Source organism: Flavobacterium acetivorans (assembly GCF_020911885.1).
GTDB classification, from domain to species: Bacteria; Bacteroidota; Bacteroidia; order Flavobacteriales; family Flavobacteriaceae; genus Flavobacterium; species Flavobacterium acetivorans.
In genome coordinates, this window is the sequence record NZ_CP087132.1 from 1,416,466 (window position 1) to 1,430,687 (window position 14,222).

9 protein-coding genes are annotated in these 14,222 nt (G+C 35.2%); all 9 read left to right on the top strand.

Annotated features, from left to right (window positions below; translation table 11 throughout):
• The first annotated feature begins 13 nt into the window (after positions 1–13).
• On the top strand, positions 14–7,186 hold the full coding sequence (gene sov / locus LNP19_RS06235) for a T9SS outer membrane translocon Sov/SprA (protein ID WP_230063921.1): 7,173 nt from the start codon (positions 14–16) through the stop codon (positions 7,184–7,186).
• An 85-nt stretch (positions 7,187–7,271) separates the two neighbouring features.
• Positions 7,272–7,652 carry a glycine cleavage system protein GcvH gene (gene gcvH, locus LNP19_RS06240; RefSeq protein ID WP_230063922.1) on the top strand — a complete coding sequence of 127 codons (381 nt, stop codon included), beginning with the start codon at positions 7,272–7,274 and terminating at the stop codon, positions 7,650–7,652.
• On the top strand, positions 7,645–8,016 hold the full coding sequence (locus LNP19_RS06245; RefSeq protein ID WP_230063923.1) for a VanZ family protein: 372 nt from the start codon (positions 7,645–7,647) through the stop codon (positions 8,014–8,016). The genes gcvH and LNP19_RS06245 overlap by 8 nt, the downstream gene beginning before the upstream one ends.
• Positions 8,017–8,212: 196 nt before the next feature.
• Positions 8,213–8,956 carry a deoxyribose-phosphate aldolase gene (gene deoC / locus LNP19_RS06250; RefSeq protein WP_230063924.1) on the top strand — a complete coding sequence of 248 codons (744 nt, stop codon included), beginning with the start codon at positions 8,213–8,215 and terminating at the stop codon, positions 8,954–8,956.
• An 18-nt stretch (positions 8,957–8,974) separates the two neighbouring features.
• Positions 8,975–11,098 (top strand): capsule assembly Wzi family protein, encoded by a 2,124-nt coding sequence (locus LNP19_RS06255; RefSeq protein WP_230063925.1) that lies wholly within the window; start codon positions 8,975–8,977, stop codon positions 11,096–11,098.
• A gap of 173 nt (positions 11,099–11,271) precedes the next feature.
• Positions 11,272–12,174 (top strand): heme o synthase, encoded by a 903-nt coding sequence (cyoE, locus tag LNP19_RS06260; protein WP_230063926.1) that lies wholly within the window; start codon positions 11,272–11,274, stop codon positions 12,172–12,174.
• A 2-nt stretch (positions 12,175–12,176) separates the two neighbouring features.
• Entirely contained in the window at positions 12,177–12,764 is a 588-nt protein-coding gene (locus tag LNP19_RS06265; RefSeq protein WP_230063927.1) for a cytochrome c oxidase subunit 3, read from the top strand.
• A 42-nt stretch (positions 12,765–12,806) separates the two neighbouring features.
• Entirely contained in the window at positions 12,807–13,835 is a 1,029-nt protein-coding gene (locus tag LNP19_RS06270) for a cytochrome c oxidase subunit 3 (RefSeq protein WP_230063928.1), read from the top strand.
• 16 nt (positions 13,836–13,851) lie between these two features.
• Positions 13,852–14,202 carry a cytochrome C oxidase subunit IV family protein gene (locus LNP19_RS06275; protein ID WP_072942320.1) on the top strand — a complete coding sequence of 117 codons (351 nt, stop codon included), beginning with the start codon at positions 13,852–13,854 and terminating at the stop codon, positions 14,200–14,202.
• The last annotated feature ends 20 nt before the right edge of the window (positions 14,203–14,222 follow it).

The window sequence follows — 14,222 nt, forward strand, 5'->3', positions numbered from 1 at the left end:
AAACACGAATTGTATGTATAGATTTCATATTTTTTTGCTGATTTTGTTTTGTGGTTTTATATCACAAGCTCAGGTAAAACAAGAAGTTAAGGATACAGTTAAAACTGGTTTTTCTAAAGGGAAAATTCAAATGAAAGACCCTCAAAGTGTTTTGTCTGGATATACTTATGATGCTGCCAGTGACAGATATATCTATACTAATTCTATAGATGGATTTTCTATTAACTATCCGGTTGTTTTGACCCCAAAAGAGTATGAAAGCTTGGTTTTGAAAGAATCAATGCGAGCCTATTTTAAGAAAAAAACCGATGCTATTGACGGTAAAAAAGAAGGTAGCGAAGGAGATAAAAAAGATTTACTGCCTAAATATTATGTGAATTCCGGTCTTTTTGAATCCATTTTTGGAAGTAATACCATTGATGTAAAACCTACTGGATCCGTAGAAATGGATTTAGGTGCCCGATATACCAAGCAAGATAATCCATCCTTTTCTCCAAGAAACAGATCCAATTTGTCTTTTGACTTTGAACAACGCATCAGCATGAGCTTGATGGGAAAAGTAGGGACAAGATTGAATGTTAACGCAAATTACGATACGCAGTCTACTTTTGCATTTCAAAATTTAATGAAATTAGAATATAGTCCTACCGAGGATGATATCATTCAAAAAATTGAGGTTGGAAATGTAAGTATGCCTTTGAACAGTTCTTTGATAAGAGGAACTCAGAGCTTATTTGGGGTAAAAGCCCAATTGCAGTTTGGGAAAACAACGGTTACCGGAGTTTTTTCTGAACAGAAATCACAGACTAAAAGTATCGTTTCTCAAGGCGGCGGTACCATTCAGGATTTTGACATCTTTGCGTTGGATTATGACAGTGACAGACACTTTTTCCTGTCGCAGTATTTTAGAAGTAGATATGACGCTTCGTTAAAAAATTATCCTTTTGTTGATAGTAGAGCTCAAATCACGAGATTGGAGATTTGGGTAACTAATAAACAAGCAAGGGTTAATACCACTTCTAATAATTTAAGAAACATTATTGCGCTTCAAGATTTAGGAGAAGGTCAATTAAGAGATTCAAACGGAAATCCAATAAATGATAATGAAGTTGTAGTTTTGGATCCTATTCCGGCTGATTTTTTTATTTCGGGATTAGGTACGCCTTCAGACAATAAAAATAATAAGTATGACCCGGCATTAATAGGGAACGGAGGTTTTTTAAATAATAATATTCGAGAAATTGTAACTTCAAATTCTGGATTTAACGTTACCGTAAGTGAAGGTCAGGATTATTCAAAACTAGAGAATGCCAGAAAATTAAGTTCGAATGAATATACCTATCATCCGCAATTAGGGTATATTTCATTGCAACAAAAATTAGCTAATGATGAGATTCTAGCGGTTGCTTACGAATATACAATTGGAGAAAAAGTGTATCAGGTAGGGGAATTTGGAAGTGACGGAATTGATGCCACAGTAGTAACTGGAACCGATTCTAATCGCGCTATTATTACTCAAAGTTTGGTTCTTAAAATGCTGAAAAGCAATTTGACCAATGTGAAAAATCCAGTTTGGAACTTGATGATGAAAAATATTTATCAAATTCCAGGTGCTTATCAAGTGAAGCAAGAGGATTTTAGATTTAATATCCTTTACACAGATCCTTCGCCTTTGAATTACATCACTGAAGCCAAAGATGCAACTGGTAACCCTATCCCATTTCCATCCAATCCTTCGGTAGAAGATAGAGTTAAAGAAACGCCTTTATTAAAAGTATTCAATTTAGATAAACTCAATTATAACAACGATCCGCAAGTGGGTGGAGACGGTTTTTTTGATTTTATGCAGGGCTTGACCGTGGATTCTCAAAACGGACGAATTATATTCACTACCAAAGAACCGTTTGGGGAATTGTTGTTTTCTAAATTAGCAAATGGTGGCGAAAATTATAATGATGTAAATTCGTATAATCCAAATCAAAAAAAGTATGTGTTTCGAAATATGTATCGCAACACTCAATCTGGGGCTTTGCAAGACAGTGAGAAAAATAAGTTTCTTTTAAGAGGGAAATTTAAGTCGTCTAGTGGTGACGGAATTCCCATTGGAGCATTTAATGTTCCCCAAGGATCAGTAGTTGTTACGGCCGGGGGAAGAGTTCTAGTTGAAGGCGTTGATTATAGCGTGAATTATCAATTGGGAAGAGTTCAAATTCTGGACCCATCGCTTCAAGCATCCAATACGCCTATAAACGTTTCATTGGAAAATAATTCAATTTTTGGGCAGCAAACCAGACGTTTTATGGGTGTCAATGTAGAACATAAAATTTCGGATAATTTCTTGGTTGGCGCCACTTTTTTGAAGATGACCGAAAAACCATTTACCCAAAAATCCAGTTTTGGTCAGGAATCGGTGAACAATACTATTTTTGGATTCAATACTAATTTTTCTACAGAGGTTCCTTTTTTAACAAGATTAGTGAATAAATTGCCTAATCTCGATACCGATGTTCCATCGAATCTTTCTGTAAGAGGAGAAGTTGCTTTTTTAAAGCCGGATTCACCAAAAGCCGATCGTTTTGAAGGCGAGTCTACCATTTATATAGATGATTTTGAAGGTTCGCAGTCTACTATTGACATGCGTTCCGCTTACGCTTGGAGCTTGGCGTCTACTCCTGAAAAAAACGCTTACAGTACGTATGATTTTAATGCAGGAGCCAATGATTTGAGTTATGGTTTTAAGAGAGCCAAGTTGGCTTGGTACTCGATAGATCCAATTTTTTATGCTCAAAAACCATCCGGAATTACCAATGATGATTTGTCTTTTAATACCACAAGAAGGATTTACAGCGAAGAATTGTATCCTTTGACAGATATTGCCCAAGGGCAGTCGCAGGTGGTAAATACATTGGATTTAACTTATTATCCTTCGGATAGAGGGCCGTACAATAATAATGTAAATTATGCTGCTGATCCTGCATCTAATTTTGGTGGGATTATGCGATCGTTGAATTCTACTAATTTTGAACAAGGAAACGTAGAATACATTCAGCTTTGGGTTTTAGATCCTTTTGTTGGGAAAGGAAAAACGACAGATACCAATATGGGTAAAATCTATTTCAATCTGGGTGAAATATCCGAAGATGTTTTGAAGGATGGAAGAAAGCAATATGAAAATGGCCTCGGTCCTGATCAGATATTGGTGAATCCAAGACCAATTTGGGGAGATGTTCCGGCTTCGCAATCTTTAATTTATGCCTTCGATGCCAATGCCGGTAATCGTGCTAATCAGGATGTTGGATTGGATGGTTTGTCTAGCGCCAATGAAGGAGCAGTTTATGATAATTTTGCTTCAGTTTTAGATCCCGCTGCAGATGATTATACTTACTATTTGAATACAACAGGCAGTGTTATTGAGCGATATAAAAATTACAATGGAGTAGAGGGGAACTCGGCTGTAGATATTAATGATCCTAATCGTGGAGCTTCGACCGTTCCGGATGTCGAAGATATAAACAGGGATAACACCATGAATACGATCAATGCATATTATGAATACAGTATTGATGTAAGACCTGCGATGGAGATTGGTCAAAATTATATAACTGATGTAAGAAATACGCAAGTTACCTTGGCTAATGGAGAGGTGACAGAGGCCAGATGGCTTCAGTTTAAAATACCGGTTTCGCAACCACAGAACACCATTGGAAATATTTCCGATTTCAGATCGATTCGTTTCATGAGAATGTTTATGACAGGCTTTAATCAGGAAGTGACTGTTCGTTTTGGAGCTTTGGATTTAGTAAGAGGAGATTGGAGAAGGTATACTAATTCGCTTGATTTTAATGATACGAATGTTGCGGATGATGGAACTGATTTGGATGTGTTGGCTGTAAATGTTCAAGAAAACAACGAAAGATGTCCTGTAAATTATATAACTCCTCCGGGCGTGCAACGTGAACAATTGTATAACAACAATACACTGATTAATCAAAACGAACAATCGTTGGCGCTAAGAGTTTCCGGTGATGGATTAGAACCGGAAGATTCCAGAGCTGTTTTTAAAAATGTTAGTGTTGACATGCGTCAATTCAAAAAACTGAAAATGTTTTTACATGCCGAATCTTTACCTAATGAAACCGTCTTAACAGATGATCAGATGGTAGGTTTTATTCGTTTTGGAAATGATTTTACCCAGAATTTCTACCAGATTGAAATTCCGTTAAAAGTGACTTTGCCTTCCTCTACTTCAGGAGCTAATTGTTCTCCTTTGAGTGCCGAACTGGTTTGGCCGGAAGCCAATGAGATCGATTTGACATTAGCTTTATTGACTCAATTGAAAATTCAGGCAATGAGTGTGAATCCAAGTGATTTGCCTCTGGACGGAATTTATTATCAAAATGAAGATGAGCTAAATCCTGGTTTAGCTAATAAAATCAATAAATTGAGATTGGGGATAAAAGGGAATCCTAATTTTGGATTGGTTCGTACTTTGATGGTGGGTGTAAAAAGTAATGAAACACATCAGGATATAAAAGGAGAAGTGTGGTTCAATGAACTGCGTCTTGCGGATATGGACAATAAAGGAGGTATGGCAGCCGTGTTGAATGTTGACTCTAATCTAGCTGATTTTGCAACGGTTTCGGCTACAGGAAAAATGAGTACTATTGGTTTTGGAGCTTTGGAACAAGGTCCAAATGAGAGAAGTAGGGAAGATATTCAGCAGTATAATATAGTCACTAATATCAATCTTGGAAAATTATTACCAGTAAAATGGGGAATCAATCTGCCTTTTAATTATGGTATTGGTGAAGAAATTATAACGCCAGAATATGATCCTTTTAATCAAGATATTAGGTTGAACCAGTTATTGGATTTTACCACAGATCAGGCCGCGAAAGACAATATCAGAAATAGAGCCATAGATTATACAAAACGCACTAGTATTAATTTTATTGGAGTAAGAAAACAAAGAAGTCCTGAGCAGAAACCACATGTTTACGATCCAGAGAATTTTACTTTTTCGCAGTCTTATAATAAAGTTGAAAGGCATGATTTTGAGATTGAAGATTATGCAGATCAGCAGGCTTCTTCGTCAGTGGATTATGCTTACAGTTTCCAGCCAAAGCCAGTTGAACCTTTCAAGAACACGAAGTTTATGAAAAAGAGCAGCTATTGGAAATTACTCAGCGATTTTAATTTTAATTATTTGCCGTCTAATATTTCGTTCAATACTAATATTAACAGACAATACAATCGTCAGCAGTTTAGACAGGTAGAAGATGTTCAGGGCATAGGTTTGGATCCTTTGTACAGACGCAATTTTGCCTTCAATTACCAATACGGTTTTAATTATAATTTGAGTAAATCGTTAAAGTTAAGCTATACGGCTTCGTCTAATAATATTGTTAAAAATTATTTAAATCAGGATAATGAGCCAATAGATAGTTTTACCATTTGGGATAGTTATTGGGATATTGGAGATCCTAATCAGCACATGCAGCAACTGGTTCTGAATTATGAAATCCCGATTAATAAAATTCCATTGTTTAGTTTTGTAAAGGCTAATTATTCTTATACTGGCGACTATAGTTGGCAACGTTCTTCTACAGCCCTGTCGCAAATTGAAATTGAGGGAATCGATTATAATTTAGGGAATACAGTTCAAAATGCGCGTTCTAATAATTTGAATGCAAATTTCAATATGGAAATGCTGTACAAGTATTTGGGATTGTCTAAAACGGCTAATAAAGTAGCAAGTAAGCCTAAAGTACAAGCGCCGAGGCCAGGTGAAAAACTGGTAAATACAAATGTAAAACCAGCTGCGAAAAGCAATGAATTTGTTGATGGACTTATAGGAGTTTTGACAAGTGTTAAAAACATCCAAATCAATTATGCAGAGAACAGCGGTACGGTTTTGCCCGGCTATACGCCAAGTATAGGTTTTCTGGGTTCTTCGAGACCTTCATTAGGTTTTATTTTTGGAAGTCAAGACGATGTGAGATACGAAGCTGCCAAGAATGGTTGGTTGACTAATTATCAGGAATTCAATCAAAACTACACACAGATAGATAATAAACTTTTCAAAGCGACTGCCAGTGTAGATTTATTCCCGGATTTAAAGATTGACCTTACTGCGGATCGTTCGTTCTCTGAAAATTTTTCAGAGCAATATGATGTGTCTAATGGAATTTATAATTCGCGTTCGCCTTATACTTATGGCCTTTTCTCAATATCGACAGTGTTGATTAAAACTTCCTTTTCTACAAGTGACGAAATTTCATCTGCAGCTTTTGATGATTTTAGGGCCAATAGGCTCACGGTGGCTAATCGATTAGCAACACAACGGGGTATTGATATAAGTAATCCGGCTAATTTGGATGCTGATGGATATCCGTTGGGCTATGGTAAAAATAATCAAGCGGTATTGTTACCGGCTTTTCTGGCAGCCTATGCTGGTAGTGATGCTTCAGGATCTTCGCTCGGCATTTTTAGGAATTTCCCAATTCCGAACTGGTCTGTCAGATACAATGGGCTTATGCGATATAATTTGTTTAAAAATAATTTTAAGCGTTTTTCTTTGCAACATAATTACAGAGCTTCTTATACAATCAATCAGTATCGATCTAATTTTGAATATGATAATACACCAAATGGAGTGGATGCTAATGGTAACTTTTTTAACAAGACCATCATGTCAAACATTAACTTGGTAGAGCAGTTTAGTCCGCTTATTCGAATGGATTTTGAATTGAAAAGCTCTTTAAAATTACTGACAGAAGTGAAAAAAGACAGAGCCTTGTCTATGAGTTTTGATAATAATCTATTGACAGAGGTTAAAGGTATTGAATATGTGATAGGACTTGGGTATCGATTTAAAGACGTGATTTTCTCTTCTCGATTAGCCGATAATCCTACGGGAATAATCAAAGGAGATATCAACATGAAAGCTGATTTTTCATATCGTAATAATCAAACCATTGTGCGTTATTTAGATTATGATAACAATCAACTGGCTGGTGGGCAAAATATATGGTCGTTAAAGTTAACTGCCGATTATGCTTTTAGTAAAAATCTAACAGCGATTTTCTATTATGATCATTCTTTTTCGAAAGCAGTAATATCAACAACCTTTCCTTTGACAAATATTCGTTCCGGCTTTACGCTCCGTTATAATTTTGGAAATTAATTTTTCAAATCTAAACAGGATTTGAAAAGAAGATTGTTACATTTGCCAAACAAAAAAATATTATCAATTATCAATACTATTTATTATGAGTATACCAGCAAATTTAAAGTACACAAAAGATCACGAATGGGTTAGTCTAGAAGGAGATGTTGCAACTGTAGGAATTACACATTTTGCTCAAAAAGAATTAGGGGATATCGTTTATGTAGAAGTGGAAACTTTAGATCAAACTTTAGATAAAGACGAAGTTTTTGGAACTGTTGAAGCAGTAAAAACGGTTTCTGATTTGTTTCTTCCTTTAGCAGGTGAAATTATTGAGTTTAATGATGCTTTAGAAAGCGCTCCAGAAACTGTAAATTCTGATCCTTATGGAGCGGGATGGATGATAAAAATTAAAGTTGCTGACGTAGCTGATTATGATTCGTTGCTTTCAAGCGAAGCTTATAAAGAACTTATTGGTGCTTAAAAAAATATTTTTTTGGCTTGCTTTTTCTTGGACTGCGGTTGTTCTTATTCTTTGTTTAGTTCAATTGAATGATGTTCCAACAGTAGGAATTCAGAATGTTGATAAATATGTTCACGCTTTCTTTCATTTTGTATTTACCTTTCTTTGGTTTTTATTTTTGAAAGAACAATTCAAAAATCAGTATTCAGCAAAGCCTTATGTTGTTTCTTTTTTGCTATCTGTTTTTTTTGGAATTGCAATTGAGATAGCTCAAGGAATGTTTACTATAAGTCGAAAGTCAGATGTGTCAGATATTTTGGCAAATGTTACAGGAGCCACTTTAGCTGTTCTGATTCTTCGGATTTATTTTAGAAAGAAGCGCTAAAAAAAATGATATAAATATTACTAATCCCACTTCGGTGGGATTTTTTTGTTAAAAGAACAATTTGATAGTCGCTGTAAATGCAAACTCATCGATAGTGATGTTGTTTTTAAAAGTGAAATGATTATATTTATACCAGTAGGAATTTGTTGTGCATTCTTAGAAATCAAATTGGTGCCAACCAGAAATTATAAGCTTAATGAATATCAGAAAGTATTTAGATTCGACTTATTTAAAAACTCCAAGCCAAGCGGGACTTGATGAGAATGAAAATCTTCAAGTGGTTAAAAACTTTATTCAAGAAGCTATTGAAGAGAAGTTCAAGCTTATTATGATTCGCCCCGATATGGTTTCTGTTGCTAAAAAAATGATTTTAGATGCTAATTCGCCCCTGCAAATAGGAACTGTAATTGATTTTCCGGAAGGAAACTCAAATGTGGAAGATAAAATTAAAGAAGCGGTCCAAGCAATTAAAGATGGTGCTGATGATTTGGACTTTGTTTGTAATTATGAAGCCTTCAAAAAGGGTGATGTTGCTTTGGTGAAAGATGAAATTCTACGATGTACCCAACTAGGATTGGAAAACAGTAAAGTTGTAAAATGGATTATAGAAGTTGCGGCACTCAATGATAAACAAATTATGCAACTTTCGGCTTTGATAAAAAATATGGTGATCTCTAATTTTAAAGAAGCAGATTATGCTTCCGTTTTTGTGAAATCTTCGACAGGATTTTATAAAACAGAGAATGATTTGCCGAATGGCGCCACCATTTCCGCAATCATGATGATGCTGGAGAATGCGTCTCCGCTTCCCATAAAAGCGGCTGGAGGAGTAAGAACTTATGAAGAGGCAATCGAAATGATTCGATTAGGGGTGAAGCGTATTGGGACCTCAGGAGCAAAAGCAATTGCAAATCGTGAAAACGCAAAGCTTGGATACTAAATCTACAATCAAAAACATATGAAAAAAGGTTGGCTAACTCTCGGTTTATCATTTTTTTGTTTTTTTACTTACTCTCAAAATTTAACCAATACCGCTACGAAATCTAATTTTTCTGCCGAACGTTTTCCTGTTTTTCCTTCTTGTGCTACTTTAGAAGACAATGAATTGGAAAACTGTTTTTATGCGAAGGTACAAGAGCATGTTTTTGAAAATTTTGTTGTTGCTGAGAATTTGATACAAAATCATTTTAAAGGAAGTCTTAAAGTACTATTTGAAGTAGATGAGAAAGGTGTGTTTAAAGTGATTTATGTAAATGCTTTGGATGACGCACTGATTCAGGAAGCGAAAAGGGTGTTTGCTAAGTTTCCTAAGATTGTTTCGGCGACTTATGATGGGAAGCCCACTTATTCAAAATACAATATAACCATTGAAATTCCATTAAAAAGTCCTGACATTTTAGCTGCTGAAGCTTTGGCTAAAGCCGATATTTTACAGAGTAATACGAAACAACTTACGGAGTTGGATAGTATTGTGTATAAAAAATACAAGAATCCAGAATATGAAAGTCATTTAAATATTCCTTTCTCTCATAGTTATTATGCGCAATTTGATTCCTCGTTGAACCGAGTGGGAAGTAATAATCATACAGCGTCTAAGCCCTATACTTATGCTGAAGTTGCTAAATACTATGACCTAAAAGGAGTGAATGATAAACTTAAAAAAAATGCTTCTGGCTGGTGGGCCAGAAAATTATGGAATGAAAATATGGTGGAAATTCAAGGCGAGGATTATTGGTTTGCTTTGAATCCTATTTTGGATTTACAACTAGGGAAGGCCTCACAAAATAAAGCTTCGTACACCTACGTAAATACGCGAGCGATTAATTTCAGAGGTGGATTGGGAAAACAATTAAATTTTACCACAACTATTTTCGAAAGTCAAGGACGTTTTGCTGATTATTTTAATGATTATGCTAAGTCTATTATGCCGGCTGGAGGCAATCCTGCCATTATTCCGGGGATGGGCATCGCTAAAGATTTTAAAACGGATGCCTATGATTTCCCTTTGTCGGAAGCTAATTTGACTTTTGCACCTACAAAACACATCGATTTACAGTTGGGTTATGGCAGGAATTTTATAGGTGATGGTTATCGTTCTTTGTTGGGAAGTGATGGAGCTAGTCCATATCCTTATTTTAAGCTGAACACCAATTTTTGGAAAATAAAATACACCAATACTTATATGTGGCTTAAAGATGTTAGGCCAGCAGTTACGCTCGAAAGAACTTATGCAACTAAGTTTATGGCTAACCATTATTTAAGTTGGAATGTGTCTAATAAATTAAATCTTGGTTTTTTTGAATCGGTGATTTGGACAAATACAAATGACCGAGGTTTTGATGCGAGTTTTGTAAATCCAATTATTTTTTATCGATCTGTTGAGTTTGCTTCCTCGGCTAGGACAGGAAATGCGCTTTTGGGTTTGTCATTTAAATACAAATTGAATAATCATATTAATCTTTACGGTCAGTTTCTTTTGGATGAATTTTCACTTGGAGATATCAAGAATGGAGATAATAGTTGGAGAAATAAATACGGATATCAATTAGGGGCTAAATATTACAATGCTTTTAAGGTAGATAATTTATTGTTGCAGCTCGAATACAATCATGTAAGACCTTATGTGTATTCTCATAGTGAGCCTGTTACTAATTATGGGCATAATAACCAAAGTGTGGGGCATCAATGGGGCGGGAATTTTAAAGAGTTTATTGCAATAGCGCGTTATCATAAGGATCGGTATTTTGGTGATGCCAAAATTACTTTAGGAACTAGAGGTCTGGATTTTGATACAGTAGAAGATAATTTTAATTATGGCGGAAATATTTATAAAGATTATGATGAAAAAAGGCCTTTTGATTCCGGTGTAAAAGTAGGTCAGGGAAATAAGACGAATGTTTTTATGGTGGACATTCAGGGAGGCTATTTGGTAAATCCGGCGACTAATCTAAAGCTTTTTGGAAGTTATATTTACAGGAATTTTGACCCGAAAATGAATACTGCGGCTACTTTTAATCAAAGCACAAATTGGTTTGCTTTAGGTTTAAGGTCTGATGTTTTTAATTGGTATTTTGATTATTAATGTTCTTTTTTAGTAAACATGTTTTTTGATGTTTGTTATAGGTTCAGGAATCAAGTTTTGCGGGTGTTTTGCTTTTGTTTTTTTCGATTGAAAAAATCTAAATTCTTAATTTCTATTTCTGTATCTAATTTGTACCTTTGCAACAGTTTTGTAAAATCTAAAGAAAAACCGCATTGAATACAATATCAAATACATTTTCCCTTAAAACGGTTTTTTCGGATTTCAAAGAAATCACAAAAGCAGGGTTGGCTATAAGTGTTTTGTTTTCTTCCATTGCGGGCTACTTCCTGGGGATTGATGATAAACATCCTTTTCAGTGGTCTGTTTTGTTGATGTTGATTGTTGGAGGTTACTGTATGGTGGGCGCTTCTAATGCTTATAATCAGGTGATCGAAAAGGATTTGGATGCTTTGATGGATCGAACTAAGAATCGTCCGGTTCCGTCGGGAAGAATGTCGCCTTTGTTGGCTCTGGTTGTAGCATCTCTTCTTACAGTGGCGGGGATTTCCTTGCTTTATGCGATTAATCCTAAAACTGCCATGTTTGGTGCTATTTCGATTTTTTTATATACGAGTGTTTATACACCTTTGAAGACGATGACTTCGTTGTCTGTTTTTGTAGGTGCTTTTCCTGGAGCAATTCCTTTTATGTTGGGCTGGGTGGCTGCAACGGGTGAGTTTGGTATAGAGGCGGGAACTTTGTTTTTGATTCAGTTTTTCTGGCAATTTCCTCATTTTTGGGCTATTGGCTGGTTTTTATATGAAGATTATGAGAAGGCGGGTTTCTTTATGTTGCCTACGGGGAAAAAAGATAAAGGAACTGCTTTGCAAATTATTCTGTACAGCGTTTGGCTTCTTATAGCGTCACTTTTGCCTGCTTTAGGGTTTACGGGGCAATTGTTTATTACGCCAATATCTGCTGTGATTGTTTTTTTATTAGGGCTTTGGATGTTGTTTTATGCGGTTCGTTTATATAAGGTGAGAAGTGCTAAAGCAGCTAGAACGTTAATGCTGGTAAGTGTTTCTTATATTACCTTATTACAGTTAGTGTATATATTTGATAAATTTTTAAGATAGTTATGGATATGATAATGACAACAGAGGAGCATAAAGAAAGAGCAGCGAGGTCGTCTAAGATGATATTGTTGTTTGCTATAATTAGTATGACAATGATGTTTGGAGGGTTAACCAGTGCTTTTATAGTCAGTAAGTCTAGGGTAGACTGGTTGAAAGATTTCGAATTGCCAGCGGTGTTTTATTTTAGTACGATTGTAATCGTTGGATGCAGTATTGCAATGCATCTGGCTAAAAAATCGATTCAAAAAGACAATAGAAAAGCTACTTCTACGTATCTTTTAGTTACATTAGCATTGGGGATACTTTTTGTTATCTTGCAATTTGTGGGGTTTTCAAACTTGATTGAAATGGGGTATTATCCTACAGGTCCGTCAAGCGTAATAACTACGACTTTTTTATATGTTATCGCCTTTGTTCACTTGTTGCACCTGGCTGGAGGATTGATTTCGCTTCTAATTATAATTTATAATCATTTTAAACAAAAATACAATTCGACTCAAACTCTTGGTATAGAACTAGGTGCGATGTACTGGCACTTTCTGGATTTACTATGGGTTTGTTTATTTGTATTTTTATATTTCTTTAAATAAGAAAAAAACGTAAATTTGGGAACTTTTTAACGAATAACTTTTATGAAAGCGACAGTTACTACTGCAAATAGTGAAGAAAAAACTTGGGGAGGCGGCAATGAGCCAATGGGAGCAAGTTACGGTAAATTAATGATGTGGTTTTTTATCATGTCTGATGCCTTAACGTTCTCTGGATTTTTAGCAGCTTACGGTTTTTCTAGATTTAAATTTATTGAAACTTGGCCTTTGGCCGATGAAGTGTTTAATCACTTCCCATTTATGCATGGTGTTGATGCGCCAATGTATTATGTGGCATTGATGACTTTTATTTTGATTTTTTCATCTGTAACGATGGTTTTGGCTGTTGATGCAGGTCATCAAATGAAAAAAAATAAAGTTGTCGTTTATATGTTTTTGACCATTATTGGTGGTTTGATCTTCGTTGGGTCACAAGCTTGGGAATGGAAGAATTTCATAAAGGGGCAGTATGGTGCCATCGAAACAACTGGAGGTAGTTTGCTTCAGTTTGTTGATAAAGATGGTAAACGTGTGGCTTTAGCTGATTTTGCAGCAACCTTAAATGAAGAAAGAGTTCAGCATACAAGGGATAAAGGAAGCTGGTTTGTTAGTGAGCCTGCCTTACCTTCGTATTCAATTGCTGAGGTGCAAGCCGGTTTTAAAGCGCATCCTGAATTGTTGATTAGAACTGAAGTTATTTATGAAGGAAGTGTTGAAGAGGCTAAGAATTCTACAATAAACCATGATTTGTCTAAAGTTAAATTCAAAACAGTTTTAACTAGAGAAGAGTCAGAGTTAAGATTAGCGCAAGCAGCTCATGTTGTTGAAGGAGCGAATTTGATAAGAAATGAATATGGGAATAAATTATTTGCTGATTTCTTTTTCTTTATCACAGGATTCCACGGATTCCACGTTTTTTCTGGAGTGATTATCAATATCATTATATTTTTCAATGTACTTCTAGGAACTTATGAGAGAAGAGGAAGTTATGAAATGGTCGAAAAAGTGGGGCTTTACTGGCACTTTGTTGATTTAGTTTGGGTATTTGTATTTACAGTTTTCTACTTAGTTTAATTTTAGATTTATTATTATGTCACACGAACACGTTTCTAATACAAAGAGAATTTGGTTTGTTTTTGCATTGTTATCTGTGGTAACAATAGTTGAGGTTATACTTGGTATTTATAAACCGGCTGTATTTCATTTGAATCATTTCCTAGGTATGAACTTGCTAAATTGGATTTTCTATATACTGACTGTTTTTAAAGCATATTATATTGTATGGGCATTTATGCATTTAGAAGGTGAAAAATCAAGTCTTAGATGGTCAATTGTTTTGCCTATTGTATTTCTGATTTTGTATATACTTTTTATACTTTTGACTGAAGGGGATTATATTTATGGTGTTTTTAAGGATTCGACCATTAAATGGAACTTTTAACAATATATTAATTCAAAAAA